Here is a 23,802-nt window from a genome sequence, read left to right on the forward strand (position 1 = left end):
TCTCTTATAGATGGGATACAGGAAGCGTCACGCCCGACTGGAGGTAACGCTCCACATTTAACAATAAATCGGTCAGCAGCAGTTCGCGATTGACCCCAACGACGCTTAATAGCTGCTCACGACAGGTGAATAGCGCATGCAAAAGCGCATGCAGCGTGTCGCTGCGCCACTGGCGGGCGAAACCCTGCACCAGCGCCTGAGCATCGACGTTGGTGATGAGCGTTGCGCCTTGCTGCAGTTTCAGCGCGTCGAGAATCAACGAAGCAAGCCACTGCAGGCGTTCGGGGCCATTGTCATGATTGAGGGTGGGCAGCATCGCCAGCCAGTCGTTACTGGAGAGCGCTGTATTTGCTGCGTCACACAGCGCCTGGCGCTGTCTCCACTTATCATCCTGTAGCAATGTCTGAGCGGCACCCGGCGAGCCGGCCGACAAGCGCAGCGCGGTGAGGATCGCTTCTTGTGACGTTGTCACTTCTCGCGAAAGCCATGTGCAGGCGTAATGTTCTGCGGGTGGCGCTAAGTGGTGCATACGGCAGCGGCTGCGCAGGGTGGGCAGTAGCCGCACAGGCTCGCGACAGGCAAGAAAAAACCAAGTCTGCGCGGGCGGCTCTTCAAGCGTTTTGAGCAATGCATTGGCGGCAGCGTCGCTGAGCTGCGTGGCATCCGGCAGGCAGACGACTTTTGCGCCGCCAAGCCGGGCGTGCTCATAGAGCTTTTCGTTCACTTCGCGCACCGCATCGATGCCCAGCGTCGATTTCCCCTTCTCCGGCGCAAGTACGTAATAATCGGGGTGCGTACCCGCCTGCATCAATTCGCAGCCGCGGCAATGACCACAGCTTTTATTTCCTTGCGGCCTCTGGCAGAGCAGCAGGCGGTTGATGGCGTAGATCAGCGCATCCTCGCCCATCCCTTCGAGGGCGTGGATCAGTAACGCGTGGTGCCCGCGCCCGCTCTGATAACTGGCGACCAGTTGTTCAAAGTCCGGCCGTAGCCACGGATACCATTTCATGCGCCCTGCTCCTCCACCCATGCAGTAACAGTGCGGCGAATATCTGCCACAACCTCTTCCAGCGAGCGGGTGGCGTCGATGGTGCGAATACGCGGATCCTGTTCTGCCAGCTCAAGGTAGCGGGCGCGCGTACGGTTGAAGAAATCGAGTGACTCCTGCTCGATGCGGTCAAGCTCGCCGCGCGCGCGCGCGCGCTTAAGGCCCACTTCCGGCGTTACATCAAGATAGATTGTTAAATCGGGGCGGAAATCGCCAAGCACCGCATCGCGCAGCGTGGCCAGCAGGCTTTGATCAATGCCGCGTCCCCCGCCCTGGTAGGCCTGGGTGGAGAGATCGTGACGATCGCCAATCACCCAGCTTCCGCGCGCCAGCGCAGGTTTGATGACCGTCTCCACCAGTTGGACGCGGGCGGCGTAAAACATCAGTACTTCGGCTTTATCAGTGATCGCTTCGTCACCGACGGAGCGGATATCCAGCACCAGGCTGCGCAGTTTTTCTGCCAGCAACGTGCCGCCCGGCTCGCGGGTGAAGACCATGTCGCCGACGCCAAGCGTCTTCAGCGTGTCGACAATGATATCCCGCGCGGTCGTTTTACCCGCGCCTTCCAGCCCTTCAATGACGATGTATTTACTGCCCATTTTTTTCCTTAAGTACTTTCAGGTACTCCTGCACCGATCGGTTATGACTGGCGAGATTGGTGTTAAACGTATGCCCGCCTTTGCCGTCGGCGACAAAATAGAGATAAGGCGTTTTGGCCGGATGCGCCGCGGCCTTCAGGGAGGCTTCACCCGGCGTGGCAATCGGCCCCGGCGGCAGACCGTTAATCACATAGGTATTGTAATCGGTCGGTGCCTCCAGATCGGCGCGCGACAGCTTACCACTATATCGCGCCCCCATCCCGTAGATTACCGTCGGATCGGTCTGCAGGCGCATCCCGATGCGTAACCGGTTAATAAACACCGAGGCGACCCGGTCGCGCTCACCGGCGACGGCGGTCTCTTTCTCAATAATAGAGGCCATGGTCACCAGCTGATTTTCATCTTTATAGGGCAGACCTTCGGCACGCCCTTCCCAGGCACGGGCAACGGCCTGCACCATTTTTTGATGCGCGCGTTTTAGCAGCGCAACGTCGGAGGTATTAGCGGTGTACATCCATGTATCAGGCCAGAACCACCCTTCGACCCACTCCGGATGCGCCATTTTTATCGCCTGCGCTACGGTGGCGTAGTCATCATCTTTCAGCGTGTGTTTGATGTATGGCGCGTCGCGCAGCTGTTTCAGGTAGTCGCTTAAACGCATCCCCTCAACGAAACGTAGCGGGAACTGCGCCTCTTTGCCGCTCTCCAGCAGCTGCATCATCTCGCGCACGGTCATATTGGGTGTGAAGCGGTAAGTTCCGGCTTTAAAATGGGAAAGATCGGGCTCCAGGCGCAGTAACCACTGGAACACGCGCGGACGATTAATCACCTTTTCGCGATAGAGCAGCTCACCAAGCGTCGTGCGCCCGGTACCTGCCGGCAAGGTAAAGATGGTTTCGTCTTTGATCAATATTTTGCTGTCGGCCAGCTGCCGCACTTTCCAGGCACCGGCGCCTGCGGCAATAACCAGTACCGCGAGCAGAATGAGTACAACGCCAAAAAGTTTTTTCATAATGGATTTATGCGCTCACAAAGAGGGGCTAAAAAATGGTATAACTCGCGCGCCTGCCACTGCCTTTCCGCCCACTGGCGAACCGGCACAACCGGCATCAGCGCGTTACAAATAATGGCTTCGTCTGCCAGCGCCAGCGCATCAGGCCCGGCGTTCACTTCGACAATGTCAAACGCAGAAGATGCCAGCTGCCGCAGGCAATATTGCCGCATTACACCATCAACACCCGCCTGATCGAGCCTGGGCGTGAACACTGTTTTACCCTGTCGCCAGAAGAGATTTCCCGCACTGCACTCAGTGATCCAGCCGTCGCTGTCGAGCACCAGCGCATCATCGGCATCGGTTTGTTCAAGCCCGAGGCGAATGAGCACCTGTTCCAGACGGTTAAGGTGTTTGATACCGGCAAGCGCAGGATTGCGGCCCAGACGGATCTCACTGAGCGCAAGAGAGACCCCCTCCTGCTGCCAGCGCGCATAGTGCGCGGGCCTGGGTGCAAATGAGACAATACGTGTCGGCGAAGAGGCGTTAGCCGGGCTGTAGCCCCGCCCGCCCGCGCCGCGCGTGATCACCGCTTTAATGACGCCTTCATCATGCTCTTTCGCCAACGCAGCCATCTCATGCGCAAGCGCAGACCACTCGGTAAAAGGGATCGCTAAGCGCTCACACCCCTGCCGCAGACGCTGCTGGTGAGCGTCAGCAAACTGGATCTGCCCGTCGATAATGCGCGCGGTGGTAAAACACCCGTCGCCAAACTGCGTCGCACGGTCATTGGCCGCAAGCGAGGTCTGCTCTGTGCCATTAATCAAGAACATAGCGACTCCTTGTATGCATGGTGTGACAGTTTGGCAGGATGAAAAGCCGAGGACAAGGGGGAGATATCAGAACAGAAAAGGCCCGCAAGCGGGCCTTTATACGGCAGGTTGATCACACTTTTTTGAAGATCAGCGAGCCGTTGGTACCACCAAAGCCGAAGGAGTTACACAGGGTGTACTCCAGACCGCTGACCTGACGCGCCTCGTGCGGTACAAAATCGAGGTCGCAACCTTCATCCGGGTTATCCAGGTTGATGGTTGGCGGTACAGCCTGATCGCGCAGTGCAAGGATAGAGTAGATGGATTCTACCGCACCCGCAGCACCGAGCAGGTGGCCGGTCATCGATTTGGTCGAGCTGACCATCACGTTGTAAGCCGCGTCACCGAATACCGATTTCACTGCCTGCGCTTCAGCTTTATCGCCGGCAGGAGTGGAGGTGCCGTGTGCGTTCACGTAGCCAATCTGAGACGGCTCAACGCCTGCGTCGCGAAGCGCATGAATCATCGCTTTCGCCGCACCCGCGCCGTTTTCCGGCGGAGAAGTCATGTGGTAAGCATCGCTGCTCATGCCGAAACCGACGATTTCTGCATAAATTTTCGCACCGCGCTTCTTCGCGTGTTCGTACTCTTCCAGCATGATAATGCCTGCACCATCGCCAAGAACAAAACCATCACGGTCTTTATCCCACGGACGGCTTGCGGCCTGCGGATTATCGTTACGCGTGGAGAGCGCGCGCGCTGCGCCAAAGCCACCGACGCCGAGCGGCGTACTCGCTTTTTCCGCGCCACCCGCCAGCATCGCATCGGCATCGCCATAGGCAATGATACGCGCCGCATGGCCAATGTTGTGCACGCCAGAGGTACAGGCAGTCGCAATTGAAATGCTGGGGCCTTGCAGACCAAACATAATGGTCAAATGGCCAGCCACCATATTCACAATGGTCGATGGAACGAAGAACGGGCTGATTTTACGCGGCCCACCCTTGACGAGGGAGCTGTGGTTTTCTTCGATCAGGCCGAGACCACCAATGCCAGAACCAATCGCTGCGCCAATACGCGAGGCGTTTTCTTCTGTTACTTCCAGGCCGGAATCCTGCATGGCCTGAATACCAGCGACAATTCCATATTGAATAAAGTCGTCCATTTTGCGCTGTTCTTTGCGCGAGATGAACTCTTCACAATTAAAATCCTTTACTAAGCCAGCAAATTTGGTTGCATAGGCGCTAGTATCGAAATGGTCGATCAGGCTGATGCCACTCTGACCGGCAAGGAGAGCTTTCCAAGTGGACTCTACGGTATTGCCGACAGGAGACAACATGCCAAGTCCGGTCACAACTACACGACGCTTAGACACGTTTGTCCTCCAGGGAGGGATAAAAAAAGAGATTCGTGGGATTGCTTAGATAAAACTCAGGCGGTCGAATGACCGCCTGGAGATGTTCACTTACGCCTGGTGACCGTTGATGTAATCAATGGCAGCCTGAACGGTAGTGATCTTCTCAGCTTCTTCGTCCGGAATCTCAGTATCAAACTCTTCTTCCAGAGCCATTACCAGCTCAACGGTGTCAAGAGAATCAGCGCCCAGGTCCTCAACGAAGGAAGCATTGTTGGTAACTTCTTCCTGCTTAACGCCCAGCTGTTCGCCGATAATCTTCTTAACGCGTTCTTCGATAGTGCTCATACTCTTAAATTTCCTATCAAAACTCGCTTTCGCGATGGTTTTCGTAGTGTATAAAATGTTGAAAAATTTGCAACTAAATCCCGGCAGTTCGTACCACGATTTTACGCTATTTTGAGGCTTTTCACCCCAATAACGCAAATAAATTTCATCGTGGTTAAACCATATACATTCCGCCATTGACGTGCAGGGTTTCACCAGTGATGTAACCTGCCTCGTCAGAGGCTAAAAATGCAACCGCGCTGGCGATTTCCTGCGCACCGCCGAGACGGCCTGCAGGCACTTGCGCCAGGATACCCGCACGCTGATCGTCAGATAGCGCACGCGTCATGTCCGTTTCAATAAAACCCGGAGCAACAACGTTTACCGTAATACCGCGGGACGCAACTTCACGCGCCAGCGATTTACTAAAACCGATAAGACCCGCTTTCGCCGCAGCGTAGTTGGCCTGACCGGCATTTCCCATGGTACCAACCACAGAACCGATAGTGATAATACGCCCATGACGCTTTTTCATCATAGCTCGCATTACCGCTTTTGACAGGCGGAAAACAGATGAAAGGTTGGTCTCGATAATATCGTTCCACTCATCATCTTTCATGCGCATCAGCAGATTGTCACGAGTAATCCCGGCGTTATTTACCAGAATATCGACCTCGCCAAACTCAGCGCGAATGTTTTCCAGCACAGATTCGATGGATGCAGGGTCGGTCACATTTAACTGCAGACCTTTGCCATTCGCACCCAGATAATCGCTGATGGCCTGCGCGCCGCTTTCGCTGGTCGCAGTACCGATCACCTTCGCGCCGCGGGCAACGAGGCTTTCGGCGATTGCGCGGCCAATACCGCGGCTTGCACCGGTAACCAGCGCGATTTTTCCTTCAAAACTCATGGTCTTCCTCTTTTATTGCGCAAGTGCCTCTGACATGGCCGCCGGCTCATTCAGCGCCGAGGCTGTCAGGGTATCAACAATACGTTTAGTCAGGCCGGTGAGGACTTTACCCGGGCCCACTTCATACAGGTGCTCAATGCCCTGCGCCGCCATAAACTCAACGCTTTTCGTCCACTGAACCGGACTGTAGAGCTGACGTATCAACGCATCGCGAATCGCTTCCGGTGTGGTTTCACACGCCACGTCGACGTTATTCACGACCGGGATCTGCGGCGCATTAAATGTGATGTTGCTAAGCTCAGCAGCCAGTTTCTCTGCCGCAGGTTTCATTAACGCGCAGTGGGAAGGCACGCTTACTGGCAGCGGCAGCGCACGTTTTGCACCAGCGGCTTTACAGGCAGCTCCTGCACGTTCAACGGCTTCTTTATGACCCGCAATCACTACCTGACCCGGCGAGTTATAGTTAACTGGTGATACCACCTGCCCTTCGGCAGAGGCTTCACACGCTTCTGCAATTGCAGCGTCATCAAGACCGATAATCGCCGACATCGCACCGGTACCCGCCGGAACGGCATCCTGCATAAATTTACCGCGCAGTTCGACCAGACGAACCGCGTCAGCAAATGAAATTACGCCCGCGCAGACCAGCGCAGAGTATTCGCCAAGGCTATGCCCTGCCATCAGCGCAGGTGCTTTACCGCCCTGCTGCTGCCATACGCGCCACAGCGCAACGGAAGCCGTTAATAGCGCCGGCTGTGTCTGCCAGGTTTTGTTCAGTTCTTCAGACGGGCCTTGCTGTACCAGCGCCCAGAGATCGTAGCCCAGCACCGCTGAAGCTTCCTGGAAGGTCTCTTCGATAACCGGCCAGGTTGCAGCCATATCGGCCAGCATGCCGACAGCCTGGGAACCCTGACCCGGAAACACAAATGCGAATTGCGTCATTTTTTAGTCCTTATACTCAGAAACGTACCAGCGCAGAGCCCCAGGTGAACCCGCCGCCAAAGGCTTCAAGCAGGATCAGCTGACCAGCTTTGATGCGCCCGTCGCGCACCGCTTCATCCAGAGCACAAGGCACGGACGCGGCAGAGGTGTTGCCGTGACGATCCAGTGTAACCACCACATTATCCATCGACATGCCAAGTTTCTTCGCCGTCGCGCTGATAATGCGCAGGTTCGCCTGGTGCGGTACCAGCCAGTCCAGCTCGCTGCGCTCAAGGTTGTTGGCAGCCAGTGTTTCGTCAACAATATGCGCCAGTTCGGTGACGGCAACTTTGAAGACTTCGTTACCCGCCATCGTTAAATAGGTTGGATTTTCTGGGTTTACGCGATCGAGATTCGGCAGCGTCAGCAGTTCGCCATAGCTTCCGTCAGCATGCATATGCGTGGAGATGATACCCGGCTCTTCGGATGCGCCCAGTACAGCAGCACCCGCGGCGTCACCAAAGAGGATAATCGTGCCGCGGTCTTCCGGATCGAGCGTGCGCGCCAGCGCATCGGAGCCGATCACCAGCGCATATTTTACCGCGCCGGATTTAATGTACTGATCGGCAATGCTCAGGGCATAGGTAAAGCCTGCGCAAGCAGCGGCAACGTCAAACGCCGGGCAGCCTTTAATTTCCAGCATGTTCTGGATCTGGCAGGCAGCGCTTGGAAAAGCGTGGGTCGCGGAGGTAGTTGCGACAATGATTAAGCCAATCTGATCGTTATCGATGCCGGCCATCTCAAGCGCGCGTTTAGCGGCCTCAAAGCCCATAGTCGATACAGTCTCGTTTGCCGCAGCGATACGACGCTCACGAATACCCGTGCGCGTGACAATCCACTCGTCGGAGGTATCGACCATTTTTTCTAAATCGGCGTTTGTTCGAACCTGTTCTGGCAGATAGCTGCCGGTACCAATAATCTTTGTATACATGTGCGCTCAGTCACTCTTGGATAATATACATACGTTTCAGCTTTCGTCGCCCAGTGCAGACGAAGCCGACGCGATGTACACAGATTCCAGGCGAGCGGCAATCCGTTGTGGGACTTGCCGCTGCACCGCCTGCACTGCCTGTTCAATCGCAACGCAAAACGCGCGCTGATTGGCTGCGCCGTGACTTTTGATCACTGTGCCGCGCAATCCTAACAGACAGGCACCATTATACTGGTCGGGGTTGAGGTGGCTGAATCGACTTATCAGACTTTTTTGTAACCAACGTTTGAGTAAGATGAGCCACCACGCCCTTTTTTTCCCCTCGCCCTGCGATTTCAGCAGCGAAAGAAACATTCTGACAACCCCCTCCATGGTTTTTAGCGTGACGTTTCCGGTGAAACCGTCACACACCAGCACATCCGTCTTGCCGGTTAATAATTCGTTCGCTTCCAGGTAACCAATGTAGTTGATGGAGGACGCTTCGCGTAACAACGCGGCTGCTTCGCGAATATTGTCATGCCCTTTGCTCTCTTCTTCACCGATATTGAGCAGAGCAACCCGCGGGTTGGCGATCTCAAGGATCTCCTCTGCCATAACGGCCCCCATGACGGCGAATTGTGCCAGCATCGTGCTGTCGCAATCGACATTGGCACCCAGATCGAGCACCACAGTTCTGCCCTTTTGCTGATGCGGCAGTACTGTCACCAGCGCCGGGCGCTCAATACCATCGATGGGTTTAAGCAATAATTTCGCCAGCCCCATTAGCGCCCCGGTGTTACCGGCGCTGACGCAGGCCTGCGCGCGCCCCTCTTTCACCAGCTCCAGCGCGATACGCATTGACGTACCGCGGCTGTTTCGGATCGCCTGCGCCGCGCGCGCATCACTGGCAATAACTGACTGTGCAGGAACAACAAGCAGGCGAGAGCGCTGCTCGAAATCAGCTTTGGCAAGTAATGGCGTGATTGCGTCGGGATCGCCGACTAACAGGAGAGTGAGTTGCGAATTAGAATTCAGTGCCTGCAAAGCTGCAGGCACTGTCACGGAGGGGCCAAAATCGCCCCCCATGACATCTAACGCCAGGGTTAGACGTGTCAAGGTATCGTCAGAGCCTGGTTCGGTTTATCCCCGCCTGAGCGGGGAAAGCCTCACTAAGCTTCATCACGCTTACGCGTGATTACTTAGTGATAACCTTGCGACCGCGGTAGAAACCGTCAGCGGTCATGTGGTGACGCAGGTGGGTCTCACCAGAAGTTTTGTCTACAGACAGGCTGGTGACTGCGGTCAGCGCGTCATGGGAACGACGCATGCCACGTTTGGAACGGGTTGGTTTATTCTGTTGTACGGCCATGGACCTTACTCCTCAATTACTTACGCTTTAAGCTGGCTAATACGGCAAATGGATTGGGTTTTTGCGCTTCATCAGGCAACTCCCCAAAGACCATGTCCGCCTCGGACACTTCACAGTGTTCAGAATCATGCACCGGAACTACAGGCAAGGCGAGGATGATTTCATCCTCAACCAACGCCCGCAGATCGATTTCGCCGAATTCGTTAACCTCAATCGGCTCATACGCTTCCGGGAGTGCTTCAGCCTGTTCGTCTGAACGCACAGGACTAAAACAATACGTTGTGTAGACATGATGGGTGAACGGTTTCCCGCAGCGCTGGCACTCGAGCGCTACCGTAACCTTCGCATCGCCGGTTAACACCGCCAGACGCTGGTTATCGATAGCAAACGACATGGAGCACTCCACATCACTTTCTACGCTGACAACAGAATCGGCGACGCGCTCGACCTGATCGAGAGTGTAGACACCCTCATAATCAAGGCGTTTTTGAGCGGTACGAACCGGATCAAGAGTCAGGGGTAATTTTACCTTTTGCATAGGGCGCGCATATTAACTTTGTAACGTCATAGAGTCAAAGAAAAAGGCAGCCTGCGGTTGCCTTTTGCCAATTATTCGCACACATTGCGGCCTACAGTTTAATTTGCCTCTCATCGTTAAGCCATATTTGGTGGAAAAAAATATGTCTCCTCTTATTCTTGCCTCAACTTCACCCTATCGACGCGCCCTGCTGGAAAAACTCGGCCTTCCCTTCGAGTGCGCAGCGCCGCAAACCGACGAAACGCCGCATCCCGGTGAAACACCGCGCCACCTCGTGCTGCGCCTTGCTCAGCAAAAAGCGCAGTCACTGGCAGAGAAATATCCACATCACCTGATAATTGGCTCCGATCAGGTGTGCGTACTGAATGGCGAAATTAACGGCAAACCGCATACGGAAGAGAATGCACGCCAGCAATTGCTGAAAGCGAGCGGAAATATTGTCACGTTCTATACGGGCCTGGCGCTCTATAATTCGGCGACCGGGCATCTGCAAACAGAGTGCGAACCCTTTGACGTCCATTTCCGCCATTTAAATGAGCAGGAGATTGACGACTACGTGCGCAAAGAGCGCCCGCTTAATTGTGCCGGCAGTTTTAAAAGCGAAGGGCTGGGCATTGCGCTGTTTGAACGCCTTGAAGGGCGCGACCCCAATACGCTGGTTGGCCTGCCGCTCATTGCGCTGTGCCAGATGCTGCGCCGTGAGGAGCGCAACCCGTTGTTAAGCTAATGCTTAAGCGATCACAGATTGTTGAGCACGCACCCTGTAGAGTCACCGTCAATATTAAAACGTCGTTTTAATTTGAGGGGTAATAATGAGGATGTCGTGCAAAGTGGCGCTGGCTGCCGCGTTATTGATTTCTGCTGCTGCCAGCGCGCAAGAGACGTGGCAAACCGAGGGGGTTGTCGAAGGCAATCTCCCGGCAAGCTGGCCCGCGCTGAAAGCGCAAATGCTCTACCCTGACTCCTGGCTCTCCGGGCATTACGCCGATTTTACTCAGTGGCAAACAGAGAGCCGCCAACGCTTCCGTGCCGCCCTGCTCACACCCGATGCCACAAAAATATTCGCCCCTGAAACCATAAATAAAGAGGATCGCGGCAGCTACACCGCCGAAAAGCTGGCGCTTAACATCACCGACGACAACCGCATTTCGGCCCTGCTGCTGATGCCGAAAACGCCCGGCCCCCATCCGGCGGTAGTGCTGCTGCACGATCACGGTTCAAAATTCGACATCGGCAAAGAGAAATTAATCCGACCGTGGAATGACGTCAAAAAGCTCGCCAGTGCGCAGGCCTGGGCGGATAAGTTCTTCAGCGGGAAATTTATTGGCGATGAGCTGGCGCAGCGCGGATATGCAGTTATCGCCATCGACAGCCCCGGCTGGGGCGATCGCGGACCGATGGTCTATGAGCAGCAGCAGGCGCTGGCCAGCAACTACTTCAATCTGGGCCGTTCCCTTGCCGGTGAAGTGGCGTATGAAGATATGCGCACCGTCGATTTTATCGCCGCGCATGCGGGGGTCGACAGCAAACGTGTCGGCGTGCTGGGCTTCTCAATGGGCGGGTTCCGCGCCTGGCAACTGGCCGCCCTTAACGATAAGGTGGCTGCAACAGCGGTGATTTCATGGTTTGGCACTTACAGTGGCCTGATGCAGCCTGGTAATAATGTGCTGCGCGGGCAGTCGGCCTTTTATATGTTGCACCCTGGTATGCCGGCATTGATGGATATTCCCGATATCGCCAGTCTCGCCGCACCAAAGCCGATGCTCATCTTCAGCGGCGGCAAAGATAAGCTCTTCCCGCCGCAAGCGGTAGAAGAGGCCTTTAAGAAAGTGCACCGCGTCTGGGCCTCACAGCATGCCGATGAAAAACTGGTGACCAAAAGCTGGCCTGAGCTGGGCCATGTCTTTTATCAACAGCAGCAGGATGAGGTCTTTCCGTGGCTGGACAGATGGCTGAAGCCGTAAGCGATCCCCTCCGCGACGGAGGGGAGAGAGGTTATTTTGCGTTACGCAGCGTCGTCAGGCAGTGCTTAAGGGCATTGTCGAGCGGCGCTTCGATGCGCAGCGTCTCGCCGGTTGCCGGGTGGGTAAACTTCAGCGCCGCCGCGTGCAGGAAGAGGCGTGACAGGCCGGTTGAAGCAAGTTGTTTATCAAACTCGCGGTCGCCGTAGCGATCGTCAAAGGCGATCGGATGCCCCGCATGCTGAGTATGCACGCGGATCTGATGCGTACGCCCCGTGACCGGGCTGCAACGCACCAGCGTGGCAAAAGCGTAGCGCTCCTCCACCTTGAAGCGTGTTTCCGACGGCTTGCCCTCGCTGTTAACCCGCACGATGCGCTCGCCGCTCTGTAGAATATTTTTCAGCAGCGGTGCCTGTACGGTTTTCACATGGGATTGCCACTGACCACGCACCAGCGCCAGGTAATCTTTCTGCATCTCTTTACCGCGCAGCTGCTCGTGGAGCGAGCGCAACGCCGAGCGTTTTTTCGCCACCAGCAGCACGCCGGAGGTATCACGATCGAGGCGATGCACCAGTTCGAGGAAGCGTGCTTCCGGGCGCAACGCACGCAGCCCTTCGATCACGCCAAAACTGAGGCCGCTACCGCCATGTACCGCCGTGCCCGAGGGTTTATTCAGCACCAGAATATGATCATCTTCGTAGAGGATGACGTCGTTGAGCTGGGCGACCTTCTGCAGATGCGGGGAAACCGCCTCCTCTTCTTTTTCGGTCACGCGCACCGGCGGGATACGAATTTCATCGCCATCTTCCAGTTTATATTCTGGTTTTACGCGCTTTTTGTTCACCCGTACTTCGCCTTTACGCAAAATACGGTAGATCATGCTCTTCGGTACGCCCTTCAGCTGCGTACGCAAAAAGTTATCAATGCGCTGCCCCGCTTCGTCTGCGGTGATAGCAACAAATTTTACGGCTAATGTCTCAGTTTTCATGGGAGGCGATTCTAAATATCCACGCCGGATAGCGCCACTCATTTTTATATGCTTATATTGACTATTACATTCGGTAAACAGCGTTTCAGGCCGTTGATTCGGTGGTTATTAAACCAATCGCCGCGCAAAGGTGAAGAAACTGTGAGTAACCGGGTGATAAATGGTAAAAGTCAGCTTGCTATAACAGGGTTCGCAGGGAATAATGTTGCCGTTTTCCGTGTTGAATTTTGCTAAAACAAGTAAATGAGCGGAATGACCAGTTTTGCCTGTCCGATCATACACGCAGCAATGGCGTAAGACGTATTGAGCTTTCAGGCAGTTAGCGGGCTGCGGGTTGCAGTCCTTACCGGTAGATGGAATTTTCTCTGGAGAGTTTTTCCCAGACTGTTCCCCTGATAATTGCGCTGTATTTTCCACAGGAAATGCAGGCAACCGACACACTGCGCCTCTTAAGCGAGCGACAACCGTGAGGTTGGCGACGCGGAATAGACTCGAGGCCATCGGTTCTCCCCGGAAAGGCAAAATCTTGCCCGCAGCTTAGTCGTCAATGTAAGAATAATGAGTAAGTTACGATGAAAAGAATGTTAATTAACGCAACTCAGCAAGAAGAGTTGCGTGTCGCACTTGTTGATGGGCAACGTCTGTACGACCTGGATATCGAAAGCCCCGGGCATGAACAGAAAAAAGCCAATATCTACAAAGGTAAAATCACCCGCATTGAACCGAGCCTTGAAGCTGCCTTCGTTGACTACGGCGCTGAACGTCACGGTTTCCTCCCCCTCAAAGAGATCGCTCGCGAATACTTCCCCGCCAACTACAACGCGCATGGCCGTCCGAACATCAAAGATGTGCTGCGTGAAGGCCAAGAAGTTATCGTCCAGATCGACAAAGAAGAGCGCGGCAACAAAGGCGCGGCGCTGACAACGTTTATCAGCCTCGCCGGTAGCTACCTCGTCCTGATGCCAAACAACCCGCGCGCGGGCGGCATCTCTCGCCGTATCGAAGGCGACGATCGCACCGAGCTGAAAGAGGCGCTGTCGAGCCTCGAACTGCCGGACGGCATGGGCCTTATCGTGCGTACCGCGGGCGTCGGCAAATCTGCCGAAGCGCTGCAGTGGGATCTTAGCTTCCGCCTGAAACACTGGGAAGCGATCCAGAAAGCCGCAGAGAGCCGCCCGGCTCCCTTCCTGATTCATCAGGAGAGCAACGTTATCGTTCGCGCTTTCCGCGACTACCTGCGCCAGGACATTGGCGAAATCCTGATTGATAACCCGAAAGTGCTGGAGCTGGCTCGCCAGCATATCGCCGCACTGGGCCGTCCGGATTTCAGCAGCAAAATTAAGCTCTACACCGGTGAAATCCCGCTGTTCAGCCACTATCAGATTGAGTCGCAAATTGAGTCCGCCTTCCAGCGTGAAGTGCGTCTGCCGTCCGGCGGCTCGATTGTTATCGACAGCACCGAAGCGCTGACCGCCATCGACATCAACTCCGCGCGCGCAACCCGTGGCGGCGACATTGAAGAGACGGCGTTCAACACCAACCTCGAAGCGGCAGATGAGATTGCCCGTCAGCTGCGTCTGCGCGACCTCGGCGGCCTGATCGTTATCGACTTTATCGATATGACTCCGGTTCGCCACCAGCGTGCGGTTGAAAACCGTCTGCGTGAAGCGGTGCGCCAGGATCGTGCACGTATTCAGATTAGCCATATCTCCCGCTTCGGCCTGCTGGAGATGTCCCGCCAGCGTTTGAGCCCGTCGCTGGGTGAATCGAGCCATCACGTCTGCCCGCGCTGTAGCGGTACGGGTACCATCCGTGATAACGAGTCCCTGTCGCTCTCCATTCTGCGTCTGATTGAAGAAGAGGCACTGAAAGAGAACACCCAGGAAGTGCACGCGATTGTGCCCGTGCCTGTCGCCTCTTACCTGCTGAACGAAAAACGTGCCGCTGTCAGCGCGATTGAAGCCCGTCAGGGCGGCGTGCGTTGCGTCATCGTGCCGAACGATCAGATGGAAACGCCACACTACTCGGTGCTGCGCGTCCGTAAAGGCGAAGAGACCTCGACCCTCAGCTACATGCTGCCGAAGCTGCATGAAGAGGAGATGGCGCTGCCGTCCGAAGAGGAGTATGCCGAGCGTAAACTGCCTGAGCAGCCTGCTCTCGCCACCTTCGTTATGCCGGACGTGCCGCCTGTGCCGCAAGCCCAGGAGCCTGCACCCGCAGCGCAGGCAAAGTCTGCCGCCGCCTCAGCCGCAACACCAGGTCTGTTTGGCCGCATCGTCTCTGCCCTGAAAAACCTGTTTGCTGGCGAAGAAGCGCCTGCGCCGGTTGAAGTGAAGGAAGAGAAGAAAGAGGCGAAACCAGAGCGTACGCAAGAGCGCCGCAAACCGCGTCAAAACAACCGCCGCGACCGTAACGATCGCCGTGACTCCCGTAGCGAAGGCAACGAGGCGCGTGAAGGGCGTGACAATCGCGACAATCGTGATAACCGCGAGGGTCGTGAGAGCCGTGAAGGTCGCGAAGATAACCGCCGCAACCGTCGCGAAAAACCGCAGCAGAACGCGGAAAATCGCGAACCACGCCAGAACACCGTCGTCGACGAGTCGGAGAAAGCGAAAAGCCGCGACGAGCAGCAGCCGTCACGCCGTGAACGCAACCGTCGCCGCGGCGATGACAAGCGTCAGGCGCAGCAGGAAGTTAAAGAGCTGAATCGCGAAGAGCTGCCGGCTCAGGAAGCGGAACAGGAAGAGCGTGTTCAGGTGATGCCGCGCCGCAAACAGCGCCAGCTGAACCAGAAAGTGCGCATCGATGATAACCGTGCTGAAGCGGTTGTCGACGAAACCGTCGTTGAGACCGCGCCGGAGCAGCAGCATACCCAGGTCGCTAAACTTGATTTGCCAGCGGTGGCTGAAGCCGCCCCGGTCCAGGAGCAGGAAGAAAACGGTGAAGCGCGCGAAAACACCATGCCGCGCCGCTCACGCCGCTCCCCTCGTCACCTGCGCGTCAGCGGTCAGCGCCGCCGCCGCTACCGTGACGAGCGCTACCCGGTACAGTCCGCGATGCCGCTGACCATTGCCTGCGCCTCACCGGAGATGGCTTCCGGTAAAGTGTGGGTTCGCTATCCGGTGCCGCGTGCGCAGGAAGAGCAGCAGGAGATCCAGCACAACACCGCGCTGGAAACTGAGCAGCAGCATGCACCTGAGCAGGAAGTGGCACCAGCCGTAGCGGAAGCGCAACTGGTCACCGCCGCACAGGCTGACGTTGTCGAGCCGCAGGCTCCGGTTGAAACCGCACCTGTCAGCGAGCAGCCGGCAGTGGTTGAACCGCAGGAAGCGGTGGCTGAGCCTGCTCCGGTTGACGTTGAGACAACGCATCCGGAAGCGATTTCTGCCCCGGTAGACGAGCAGCCGCAGCTGATTGCTGAGGAAGATCGTCCTGTCGCGCAGCAGATTGCTGAAGAGGCAGAGCCGGTGCAGGAAGAGCCTGCGCCAGCTCCGGTTGTTGAAGAGGTTGCTCCGGCGAAAGTGGATGCGCCAGTGCAAACTGAAGCCCCGGCTCCGGTAAAAACGGAAGCAGCCCCTGCGGAGGTGAAACCTGAAGCAGCGCCTGCGCCGGTGAAAGCCGGGACGCCGGTGGCCGTTCACAGCCATGCAACCGCACCGATGACCAAAGCGCCTGCTCCTGCGTATGTGCAGGAAGCGCCGCGCCACAGCGACTGGGTTCGCCCGGCGTTCAACTTCGACGGTAAAGGTTCTGCGGGCGGTCACAGCGCCACGCATACCGCCACCGCACCGGCAACCAAACCGCCGGCAGTCGAGTAAGGTACACGCTGCGAAAAGCCGACCTCCGGGTCGGCTTTTTTTATGCCCCCATTTCGGGCTGGCGCATCCCGCTCAGCCCTGGCATCACTTCCCGCATCAGCTGCAAAAATTTACGCAGCCGCGCCGGATAGTAGCGCGCCCACGGATAGACAAGATGAACCGGTAACGGTGCCGCCTGCCACTGCGGCAGCAGCGTCACCAGCTTGCCGCTACGCAGATCCTCTTCCACTGCCCAGCTGGAAATTAACGTCACTCCCAGCCCGGCGAGTGCCGTATTGCGCGCCGCGTAAAGGCTGTCGGTAAATAAGCGCGGAGAGATAGCCACCTGCACGGCACGGTCATCGTCCTGTGCGTAAAGCGCAATTTGGTGCTGGTAGAAGGTACTCAGCGCGACCCACGGTAAGTGGCTCAACTGTTGCGGCGTCTCGATAGCAGGGAAGCGTTCCAGTAGCGCCGGCGACGCCACAAGGCTGCGCGGCACCTCTGCCAGAAGTACCGATACAGTAGCCGGATCGACCTCGGCCCCGACGCGGATAGCGCAATCGATATTGGCGCTGAGAAAGTCGACGGTTTTATCATTCAGCATCCACTCCACCGTCAGCTGCGGATGACGGTCGAGAAACTGCGTCAGCGGCACCAGCAGCTGCTGCTGACCAAAGGCATGCGGTGCGCGTACCCGCAGCATACCGACCGGCTCGTCGTCGGACTGGCTGAGATCATCCTCCAGCGCCACCCAGGCGTCCGCCACCCGTTTGGCATGCTGGTAACAGCGCTCGCCGTCATCGGTGAGCTTCATTGCATGGGTGGTACGCAACAGCAGCTTTACCCCGAGTAGCGTCTCCAGCGACTGCAATCGGCGGCTGACGGTCGCCTGCGTAGTCTCCAGCTGGCGGGCCGCCGCCGACAGTGAGCCTGCTTCAACAATGCGGATGAAGGTTCGCATTAAGTCCACCCGGTCTATACGCTCTTGTCGCCTCATAATCTTCATGCCTATACGTTTCACGTATAACCGTTTTACCACTGCGCTGGCTACCGCGCCACATCGCTGTGAGTAAAAATGGCCCCACACCGTAGCCTGACTACGCATCCACCGCTTTATCTTTTCGGGGACACCCTATGAACCATCACTCGCTCTCTGCCCGTATGGCAAACGGCATCTTTTTTGCGCTGGCACTCGGCGCGGGCTTCAGTGTCGCGGCTATCTACTACTCGCAGCCACTGCTGCCGTTAATGGGTAGCGATCTGCATCTGACCATCAACGGTATGGGCCTGGTACCGACACTCACCCAGGCCGGTTACGCGCTGGGCATCCTCTTTCTGTTACCGCTGGGCGACCGTCACGATCGCCGTCGCTTAATTGTGGTGAAAAGCGCAGCCCTGGCGGTATTACTACTGGCCTGTAGCCTGACCAGCCATCTGCCGTCACTGCTTATTGTCAGCCTGTTGATTGGCATGGCGGCAACCATGGCGCAGGACATTGTGCCGGCAGCGGCGATCCTCGCCCCTGAGGGAAAACAGGGAAAAATGGTCGGCACGGTGATGACCGGTCTGCTGCTGGGGATTTTACTTTCGCGTACGGTTAGCGGCTTTGTCGGCGCGGCGTTTGGCTGGCGTGTGATGTACCAGCTCGCGGCAGTCAGCATCGCCCTGATAGGGCTCTTAATGTGGTCGGTATTGCCGCGTTTCGCCACCCACTCCACGCTGAGCTATCCGGCGCTGATGCGCTCGATGGCGCACCTCTGGCAGCGCTACCCGACGCTGCGCCGCGCGGCAATGGCGCAGGGCTTTCTGTCTATCGCTTTCAGCGCCTTCTGGTCGACGCTGGCGCTGATGCTGCTTGAGCACTATCAGTTAGGCAGCGCCGTTGCCGGGACATTTGGTATTGCCGGTGCCGCAGGCGCGTTAGCCGCGCCGCTGGCGGGTGGGCTGGCGGATAAAGTAGGCGCAGAACGCGTAACCCAGCTCGGTGCCGGGCTGGTAACGGTCTCTTTCGCGCTGATGTTCCTGCTGCCTGCCCTGCCGCCCCATGGCCAGCTGGCGCTGATTGCCCTCTCCGCGGTCGGGTTTGATCTGGGTCTGCAATCAAGCCTCGTCGCCCATCAAAATCTGGTTTATAGCCTGGAGCCGCAGGCGCGGGGCCGACTCAATGCGCTGCTCTTTACGGGGGTGTTTATCGGTATGGCGCTGGGTTCCGCGCTGGGAAGTAAGCTCTATGCCATCGCCTCATGGCAGGGCGTGGTCGTCCTGGCAAGCGTTGCGGGGCTTATCGCGCTACTGATCCGTCTCTTCGATGCCCGCAAGCTTGAGCAGGCTAAGCAGAGCGCTTAGATAAAAAAAGGCCCGCTCTGGAGAGACAGAGCGGGCATAGCAGACATATCCCAGTTTCCGAATATGCCCAAAGTGAAAAGGTTATTAACGATTCATCTGGAACAGCGACATGCCCTGCATATCGGTGAAGGCTTTATAAGAAGCCTGCAGCGCCGCTTGTTGCATGGTGTAAGAGGAGATCACCGAGTTCCAGTCAACATCGATCAGGTCACTCTTCTGCTGCTTCAACGACAGCTCACGATCGTCGCCAAGGGAGTCCAGCGTGCCCAACTCATTGAGCTGGGTACCCAGTTCAGCGCGCACGCTCAGCACGTTGTTAAGGGAGTTGCCCAGACCACGGCTGGTCTTATCCACCACCGCCTGCGCTGCGGCTTTCGCCGTCTCGTCACCTGCGACCGGTGTCTTCAGCGCAGCAATTGCCGTATCCAGCATCTTGAACAGATCTGTCTCAGGTGCAGGCGCAACGCCGGTTGCCGGATCGACAGGCTCTTTGGTCGCATTACTGGTAACGGAGTTAAACACCTGGTCACCGGTATGGGCAATCACCATCGAACGTGCAGCATCAACCTGCTGGGTGATCGCATCATTACCGCCGCTGTATGTGCCATTGGCATCGTACGGCTTACTTTCGGTGCGGTAACCGGCAAAAATATAGCGTCCGTTACCGTCGGTGCTGTTCGCAAGGTTCAATAACTGATCGCGAAAGCCCTGCAGCTCGGCGGCAACAGAGGCGCGGTCATCGTCACTCAGCGAGCCGTTGCCCGCCTTCACGATGCTGCTCTGCGCGCCAGTGATGGCAGTCGTCACCTGCTGCAGCACGCTCTCTTCAAGAGAGACTTTTTGTGTCGCGAAGGTGCGCGCCGTGGCGTACTGCGCATTTTGCGCCTGCGCCTGGGAGATGACCACCGCCTGCGAGGCGGCGATCGGATCATCAGACGGGCGGTTAACGCGCTGACCGGTTGTCATCTGCTCGCCGTACCCTAACCATTTGCCCTGAGCATTGGTTACGCCGCGCATATTTTGTTCGTACATCATTTGCGTGCTAATACGCATGACTCACCTCTTACTTAACGAATGGCCAGCAGGGCATCAAACAACGTGCTTGCGGTCTGCAGCACTTGGGCGTTAGCCAGGTAATATTGCTGAAAACGCTGCAGGTTGCCGTACTCTTCATCGAGGTTAACCCCGGAGATAGATTGCTGCTGGTTACTCAACTGGGTCACAACGTTAGTCTGCGTCGCGCTGCTGGTTTTCAGCGTCGAGGTTTTATTCCCGACATCACTCACCAGCGTGGCATAGGCATCGTTAAAGGTTTTGTTGCCGCCGACCACTTTCGCACTCTGCAGCTTTAACAGATCCTGACCGTTGCGGTTGTCGCTTGCACCGTTACCGGTCGCGCCCGCCATGGCGATTTTTGACTCATCGGTCACCGCCACGCTCATATTCACAATCGCGTTGCTCACCGGACGGATGGTGAAGCTGTCATCCTTTTTCGCGCCGGTAGAGCCGTTATTGATGGAGACTTTCAGACCATCAAAATTGAGCGTACCGTCTGTCGCATCCGGGGTTACCGCGATGGTGGTGTTATTGGAGAGACGCGTGACGTTCCACTGGGTGCCATCAAACGCAACTTTATAGTCAGTCGCCTGCACCGCAGAGCTGTTGCTTACCGCCGCGCTCAGCGTGGCATCGCCGCTGTTTTTGCTGTTCGACGTGGTGGAAGGCTGACCAATATTGAAGAATTTTTCACCCTGGTCGCCATTCGCATCAAAGCCTTTAACATGCTGCTGGTTAAAGGAGTCAGCGAAAGAGAGCGCCAGCTGGCCCAGCGTATTACGGGCCTGGTCCAGATCCTGCGTACGGAATGAGAGCAGACCGCCGAGCGTACCGGTAGTCACCTGCTTTTCCGGGATCTCTACATTGCCGGCCACCTTATCGACATACGCCAGCGTGGTACGTGCCGGATCGGCGCTGGAAGGCACCGCCGCCAGTTGGCGCGCCTCTTTACCCTGCACCAGGGTAATGCCGTTACCCATGCTGACGTTATAGCTGCCATCCTGGGTGCTGACTTCTACACCCACGACTTTGTTCAATTCGCTGACCAGCTGATCGCGCTGATCGAGCAGGTCGTTTGGCGACGAGCCAGCGCCTACCGCAGTCAGTTTAGAGATCTGCTGGTTCAGGTTGGCGATCTGCTTCGCGTAGTTGTTGATCTGGTCAACGCTGGTGGCGATAGATAAGTTGACCTGTTTATCCTGGTCACGCAGATACTGATCGGCCACTTTAAACTGGTTTACCAGACCGTCAGCTTTGCCGAGCAGCGCCTGGCGCGACGACGGATCGGAGGCGTTACTCACCAGCGTCTGCATGCTGGAGAAGAAGCTCTGCAGGCTGCTCGACAGGGAGTTGGTGGTATCCGACAGCACATCGTCAATTTTTGACATCTGCTCATAACGCGTGGTTAACCCGCTGTTCTGGTTTTGCGCCGCGCGCAGCTGGTTGGTAATAAAGGCGTCATACTCACGCTGAACGCCAGTCACGGTGACACCATTGCCCACGTAGCCGCTACCGGTCAGCGTGCTGTTCGAACTGGTTAACACCGTCGTCTGACGGGTATAGCCCGCGACGTTATAACTCGCAATGTTATTACTGGCGGTATTGAGCGCGGCCTGGGCTGCGCTAAGCCCGCTCATTGCGCTGTTAATCAAACTGGACATGGAGGTTCCTTATACACTTTCAGACATGAGTCCTGTTGAAGATTATCGGCAACCCAGGGTGAAACTTGAGGCGTTTTAGAACAGATTTTGTGTATCTGTGCTGTAAGCCTTGCTCACTTTTTCACCCATCGATTTAAGCTGCTGGATCATCGAGGTCAGCTTACGGGCATAGTGCGGATCGGTTGCGTAACCTGCGCTCTGCAGCGCCTGCGCGCCCTGCTCCGCCGTGGCCGCGGTTGTTACCGCCGCGTAGCGTTTGTTGCGCGTCAACATGCCGACATAGTCGGAGAGCGCTTCAAGGTAGGAGCTATAAACACGGAACTTGGCTTTGATCTTCACCGCCTCGCCGTTTTCATATTCGGTGGTGGTGATTTCAGTGGTCGGCCCTTTCCAGCTTGCGGTCGCTTTAACACCAAAAATGTTGTAGCTCGGCTCGCCATTCTCACGCGGGATCTGCCGCTGGCCCCAGCCGGACTCCAGCGCAGCCTGCGCCAGGATCAGGTGGTGCGGCACACCGCTCTGCTGGCTTGCCAGCCGCGCCGGGAGCGAAAGCTGGGCAAGGAAGTCTTTGCTGTCACCGGAGAGCGCCTGCCCACTGCCCGCTTCGGCAACTTCAGATGCTTCCGGGACTTTGGGTATCGCTTTGCGCACCAGCTGCGTCAGTGCCTGGTTTTGATAGGTATTGACGGTCTCCAGCGGAAACTTCATCGGCACCTGCTGCATCTGATCTGCCGGATCGACCGGCGCGCGATCGCCGGTCATCTGTTTCACCATCATATCGGCGAGACCGAGGCCTTTGCCGGCGGTCATCTGCTGGGCGATCTGCTGGTCATACATGCTGGTATACAGCCGCGTTGAATCACTGCTGAAAATCCCGTCTTTTGGCAACGCTTCGCGCATACTTTTCAGCATCATCTGCACGAACATCCCCTCCACCTGACGCGCCACCGGGCGCAGGTTGGCAGCCGGATCCTGTCCGGCTTTCGACTTCAGTTCATTCAGCGATTGCGCGTCCCATGCCGCGCTGGTCAACATTCGGCTGTCAGTCAACATTAGATGATCTCCAATTTCGCACGCAGGCAACCGGCGCTCTGCATCGCCTGCAGAATTGACATCAGCTCCATTGGCGAGGCGCCCAGGGCGTTAAGCGCACGCACCACGCTGTTGAGGTTGGCGCTGGAGCGTACGCTCTGCAGCGAGCCGCCGCTCTGGCGCAGGTCAATCTGCGTTTGCGGTGTCACCACGGTCTGACCGCCGCCAAATGGCGTATTCGGCTGGCTGACGTTGTTCTGCTGGTTGACGGTGACCGAGAGGTTACCCTGCGCAATGGCGCAGCTATCCAGCGACACTTCGCGGTTCATCACCACCGAGCCGGTGCGTGAGTTAACAATAACTTTTGCGTCCTGCTGCGTGGTGCCGACCTCCATATTCTGGATATCCGCCAGTGCACGAACCTGAGAGCTGCCGCCGGAGGAGACGCGAACCTGAACGGTACGGCCATCAAGCGCGGTGGCGCTGCCATAACCGCGTCCGCGGTTGATGGTGTCCGCAATCTGCTGCGCCATGGTGAAGTCTTCCTGATTCAGCTGCAGGTTGATGGTGTTGCTGGCACCAAACTGGCTTGGCAACTCACGTTCAATCACCGCGCCGCCGCTGATGCGGCCACCGTTAAGCTGGTTCACCTGCACGCTGCTGCCGCCGGCTGACGCGCCCGCGCCGCCAACAAGAATGTTGCCCTGCGCCAGCGCATAGACCTGGCTGTCGACACCCTTGAGCGGGGTCATCAGCAGCGTACCGCCACGCAGGCTTTTGGCGTTACCCATAGAGGAGACCACCACGTCGATGGTCTGCCCCTGACGGCCAAAGGGCGGGAGCTGCGCCGTTACCATTACGGCAGCGACGTTTTTCAGCTGCATGTTGGTGCCCTGTGGGACGGTAATGCCCATCTGCGACAGCATGTTATTCAGCGTCTGGGTGGTAAACGGCGTCTGGGTGGTCTGGTCGCCCGTACCATCCAGGCCAACCACCAGACCGTAGCCAATTAAGGAGTTTTCACGTACGCCCTGTACACTGGTGAGATCCCGGATACGGTCAGCCTGGGCGAAGCTCGCCGCCAGCACTAACACGATACCAGTCAGATATTTAAACATA

23 protein-coding genes are annotated in these 23,802 nt (G+C 56.9%); 4 read left to right on the top strand and 19 right to left on the bottom strand.

Annotated features, from left to right (window positions below; translation table 11 throughout):
- Positions 1–4: 4 nt before the first annotated feature.
- The 12 genes from holB to yceD form a co-directional block, all read right to left on the bottom strand.
- Positions 5–1,009, bottom strand: coding sequence for a DNA polymerase III subunit delta' (gene holB / locus PU683_RS15890; protein WP_277173153.1), 1,005 nt, complete (start codon positions 1,007–1,009; stop codon positions 5–7).
- Entirely contained in the window at positions 1,006–1,647 is a 642-nt protein-coding gene (tmk, locus tag PU683_RS15895) for a dTMP kinase (RefSeq protein ID WP_277173155.1), read from the bottom strand. Before tmk ends, holB begins: the two co-directional genes overlap by 4 nt.
- Positions 1,637–2,659 carry a cell division protein YceG gene (yceG, locus tag PU683_RS15900; protein WP_277173157.1) on the bottom strand — a complete coding sequence of 341 codons (1,023 nt, stop codon included), beginning with the start codon at positions 2,657–2,659 and terminating at the stop codon, positions 1,637–1,639. The genes tmk and yceG overlap by 11 nt, the downstream gene beginning before the upstream one ends.
- Positions 2,656–3,471, bottom strand: coding sequence for an aminodeoxychorismate lyase (gene pabC / locus PU683_RS15905; RefSeq protein WP_277173159.1), 816 nt, complete (start codon positions 3,469–3,471; stop codon positions 2,656–2,658). The genes yceG and pabC overlap by 4 nt, the downstream gene beginning before the upstream one ends.
- Before the next feature lie 112 nt (positions 3,472–3,583).
- Positions 3,584–4,825: a beta-ketoacyl-ACP synthase II gene (fabF, locus tag PU683_RS15910; RefSeq protein ID WP_277173161.1), complete on the bottom strand. Its 1,242-nt coding sequence runs from the start codon at positions 4,823–4,825 to the stop codon at positions 3,584–3,586.
- A gap of 90 nt (positions 4,826–4,915) precedes the next feature.
- A complete protein-coding gene (acpP, locus tag PU683_RS15915) occupies positions 4,916–5,152 on the bottom strand; it encodes an acyl carrier protein (RefSeq protein ID WP_000103754.1) in 237 nt (78 codons plus the stop codon).
- Between the two features lie 154 nt (positions 5,153–5,306).
- Entirely contained in the window at positions 5,307–6,041 is a 735-nt protein-coding gene (gene fabG, locus PU683_RS15920; RefSeq protein WP_277173163.1) for a 3-oxoacyl-ACP reductase FabG, read from the bottom strand.
- Between the two features lie 12 nt (positions 6,042–6,053).
- On the bottom strand, positions 6,054–6,983 hold the full coding sequence (fabD, locus tag PU683_RS15925) for an ACP S-malonyltransferase (RefSeq protein WP_277173165.1): 930 nt from the start codon (positions 6,981–6,983) through the stop codon (positions 6,054–6,056).
- Between the two features lie 16 nt (positions 6,984–6,999).
- Complete coding sequence (locus PU683_RS15930; protein WP_277173167.1) at positions 7,000–7,953, bottom strand: beta-ketoacyl-ACP synthase III; 954 nt, start codon at positions 7,951–7,953, stop codon at positions 7,000–7,002.
- Between the two features lie 36 nt (positions 7,954–7,989).
- Positions 7,990–9,048: a phosphate acyltransferase PlsX gene (gene plsX, locus PU683_RS15935; protein ID WP_277173169.1), complete on the bottom strand. Its 1,059-nt coding sequence runs from the start codon at positions 9,046–9,048 to the stop codon at positions 7,990–7,992.
- Between the two features lie 79 nt (positions 9,049–9,127).
- Positions 9,128–9,301 carry a 50S ribosomal protein L32 gene (gene rpmF, locus PU683_RS15940; protein ID WP_006819481.1) on the bottom strand — a complete coding sequence of 58 codons (174 nt, stop codon included), beginning with the start codon at positions 9,299–9,301 and terminating at the stop codon, positions 9,128–9,130.
- A gap of 16 nt (positions 9,302–9,317) precedes the next feature.
- Positions 9,318–9,839, bottom strand: coding sequence for a 23S rRNA accumulation protein YceD (yceD, locus tag PU683_RS15945; protein ID WP_277173172.1), 522 nt, complete (start codon positions 9,837–9,839; stop codon positions 9,318–9,320).
- A gap of 142 nt (positions 9,840–9,981) precedes the next feature.
- Between yceD and PU683_RS15950 the strand changes: the two genes are divergently transcribed.
- Both PU683_RS15950 and PU683_RS15955 read left to right on the top strand, forming a co-directional pair.
- A complete protein-coding gene (locus PU683_RS15950) occupies positions 9,982–10,566 on the top strand; it encodes a Maf family protein (protein ID WP_277173174.1) in 585 nt (194 codons plus the stop codon).
- A 91-nt stretch (positions 10,567–10,657) separates the two neighbouring features.
- On the top strand, positions 10,658–11,803 hold the full coding sequence (locus PU683_RS15955) for a dienelactone hydrolase family protein (RefSeq protein ID WP_431190944.1): 1,146 nt from the start codon (positions 10,658–10,660) through the stop codon (positions 11,801–11,803).
- Positions 11,804–11,834: 31 nt separating this feature from the next.
- On the opposite strand, the gene rluC is transcribed toward PU683_RS15955, so the two are convergent.
- Together rluC and PU683_RS15965 are read right to left on the bottom strand one after the other, a co-directional pair.
- Entirely contained in the window at positions 11,835–12,788 is a 954-nt protein-coding gene (rluC, locus tag PU683_RS15960) for a 23S rRNA pseudouridine(955/2504/2580) synthase RluC (protein WP_277173178.1), read from the bottom strand.
- A 108-nt stretch (positions 12,789–12,896) separates the two neighbouring features.
- Positions 12,897–13,289, bottom strand: a complete 393-nt coding sequence (locus tag PU683_RS15965; RefSeq protein WP_277173180.1) for a hypothetical protein — start codon at positions 13,287–13,289, stop codon at positions 12,897–12,899.
- 71 nt (positions 13,290–13,360) lie between these two features.
- Here PU683_RS15965 and rne point away from each other — a divergent pair, with 71 nt between their 5' ends.
- Positions 13,361–16,606, top strand: a complete 3,246-nt coding sequence (rne, locus tag PU683_RS15970; protein WP_277173182.1) for a ribonuclease E — start codon at positions 13,361–13,363, stop codon at positions 16,604–16,606.
- Positions 16,607–16,646: 40 nt separating this feature from the next.
- Here rne and PU683_RS15975 read toward each other — a convergent pair whose 3' ends face one another.
- Positions 16,647–17,693 (bottom strand): LysR family transcriptional regulator, encoded by a 1,047-nt coding sequence (locus tag PU683_RS15975; protein WP_277173184.1) that lies wholly within the window; start codon positions 17,691–17,693, stop codon positions 16,647–16,649.
- Positions 17,694–17,722: 29 nt separating this feature from the next.
- On the opposite strand from PU683_RS15975, the gene PU683_RS15980 reads away from it, so the two are divergent.
- Entirely contained in the window at positions 17,723–18,934 is a 1,212-nt protein-coding gene (locus PU683_RS15980; RefSeq protein WP_277173186.1) for an MFS transporter, read from the top strand.
- A gap of 84 nt (positions 18,935–19,018) precedes the next feature.
- Here PU683_RS15980 and flgL read toward each other — a convergent pair whose 3' ends face one another.
- The 4 genes from flgL to PU683_RS16000 form a co-directional block, all read right to left on the bottom strand.
- Entirely contained in the window at positions 19,019–19,987 is a 969-nt protein-coding gene (flgL, locus tag PU683_RS15985) for a flagellar hook-associated protein FlgL (protein WP_277173188.1), read from the bottom strand.
- A gap of 14 nt (positions 19,988–20,001) precedes the next feature.
- A complete protein-coding gene (flgK, locus tag PU683_RS15990; RefSeq protein ID WP_277173190.1) occupies positions 20,002–21,651 on the bottom strand; it encodes a flagellar hook-associated protein FlgK in 1,650 nt (549 codons plus the stop codon).
- Positions 21,652–21,726: 75 nt separating this feature from the next.
- Entirely contained in the window at positions 21,727–22,704 is a 978-nt protein-coding gene (gene flgJ / locus PU683_RS15995) for a flagellar assembly peptidoglycan hydrolase FlgJ (RefSeq protein ID WP_277173192.1), read from the bottom strand.
- Entirely contained in the window at positions 22,704–23,801 is a 1,098-nt protein-coding gene (locus PU683_RS16000; RefSeq protein ID WP_277173194.1) for a flagellar basal body P-ring protein FlgI, read from the bottom strand. Before PU683_RS16000 ends, flgJ begins: the two co-directional genes overlap by 1 nt.
- Position 23,802 lies beyond the last annotated feature (1 nt).

This window comes from Candidatus Kosakonia sp. 282A-S69 (genome assembly GCF_029433855.1).
In the GTDB taxonomy this organism is placed as follows: domain Bacteria; phylum Pseudomonadota; class Gammaproteobacteria; order Enterobacterales; family Enterobacteriaceae; genus Kosakonia; species Kosakonia cowanii_A.

Coding starts and splice junctions, on each gene's coding strand:
- yceG (WP_277173157.1), bottom strand. CDS start 2,659: ATGAAAAAACTTTTTGGCGTTGTACTCATTCTGCTCGCGGTACTGGTT.
- rne (WP_277173182.1), top strand. CDS start 13,361: ATGAAAAGAATGTTAATTAACGCAACTCAGCAAGAAGAGTTGCGTGTC.
- tmk (WP_277173155.1), bottom strand. CDS start 1,647: ATGGGCAGTAAATACATCGTCATTGAAGGGCTGGAAGGCGCGGGTAAA.
- rluC (WP_277173178.1), bottom strand. CDS start 12,788: ATGAAAACTGAGACATTAGCCGTAAAATTTGTTGCTATCACCGCAGAC.
- flgL (WP_277173188.1), bottom strand. CDS start 19,987: ATGCGTATTAGCACGCAAATGATGTACGAACAAAATATGCGCGGCGTA.
- flgK (WP_277173190.1), bottom strand. CDS start 21,651: ATGTCCAGTTTGATTAACAGCGCAATGAGCGGGCTTAGCGCAGCCCAG.
- PU683_RS15965 (WP_277173180.1), bottom strand. CDS start 13,289: ATGGCCTCGAGTCTATTCCGCGTCGCCAACCTCACGGTTGTCGCTCGC.
- holB (WP_277173153.1), bottom strand. CDS start 1,009: ATGAAATGGTATCCGTGGCTACGGCCGGACTTTGAACAACTGGTCGCC.
- PU683_RS15980 (WP_277173186.1), top strand. CDS start 17,723: ATGAACCATCACTCGCTCTCTGCCCGTATGGCAAACGGCATCTTTTTT.
- PU683_RS15975 (WP_277173184.1), bottom strand. CDS start 17,693: ATGCGTAGTCAGGCTACGGTGTGGGGCCATTTTTACTCACAGCGATGT.
- PU683_RS15955 (WP_431190944.1), top strand. CDS start 10,658: ATGTCGTGCAAAGTGGCGCTGGCTGCCGCGTTATTGATTTCTGCTGCT.
- fabD (WP_277173165.1), bottom strand. CDS start 6,983: ATGACGCAATTCGCATTTGTGTTTCCGGGTCAGGGTTCCCAGGCTGTC.
- fabG (WP_277173163.1), bottom strand. CDS start 6,041: ATGAGTTTTGAAGGAAAAATCGCGCTGGTTACCGGTGCAAGCCGCGGT.
- PU683_RS15930 (WP_277173167.1), bottom strand. CDS start 7,953: ATGTATACAAAGATTATTGGTACCGGCAGCTATCTGCCAGAACAGGTT.
- yceD (WP_277173172.1), bottom strand. CDS start 9,839: ATGCAAAAGGTAAAATTACCCCTGACTCTTGATCCGGTTCGTACCGCT.
- flgJ (WP_277173192.1), bottom strand. CDS start 22,704: ATGTTGACTGACAGCCGAATGTTGACCAGCGCGGCATGGGACGCGCAA.
- rpmF (WP_006819481.1), bottom strand. CDS start 9,301: ATGGCCGTACAACAGAATAAACCAACCCGTTCCAAACGTGGCATGCGT.
- PU683_RS16000 (WP_277173194.1), bottom strand. CDS start 23,801: ATGTTTAAATATCTGACTGGTATCGTGTTAGTGCTGGCGGCGAGCTTC.
- acpP (WP_000103754.1), bottom strand. CDS start 5,152: ATGAGCACTATCGAAGAACGCGTTAAGAAGATTATCGGCGAACAGCTG.
- pabC (WP_277173159.1), bottom strand. CDS start 3,471: ATGTTCTTGATTAATGGCACAGAGCAGACCTCGCTTGCGGCCAATGAC.
- PU683_RS15950 (WP_277173174.1), top strand. CDS start 9,982: ATGTCTCCTCTTATTCTTGCCTCAACTTCACCCTATCGACGCGCCCTG.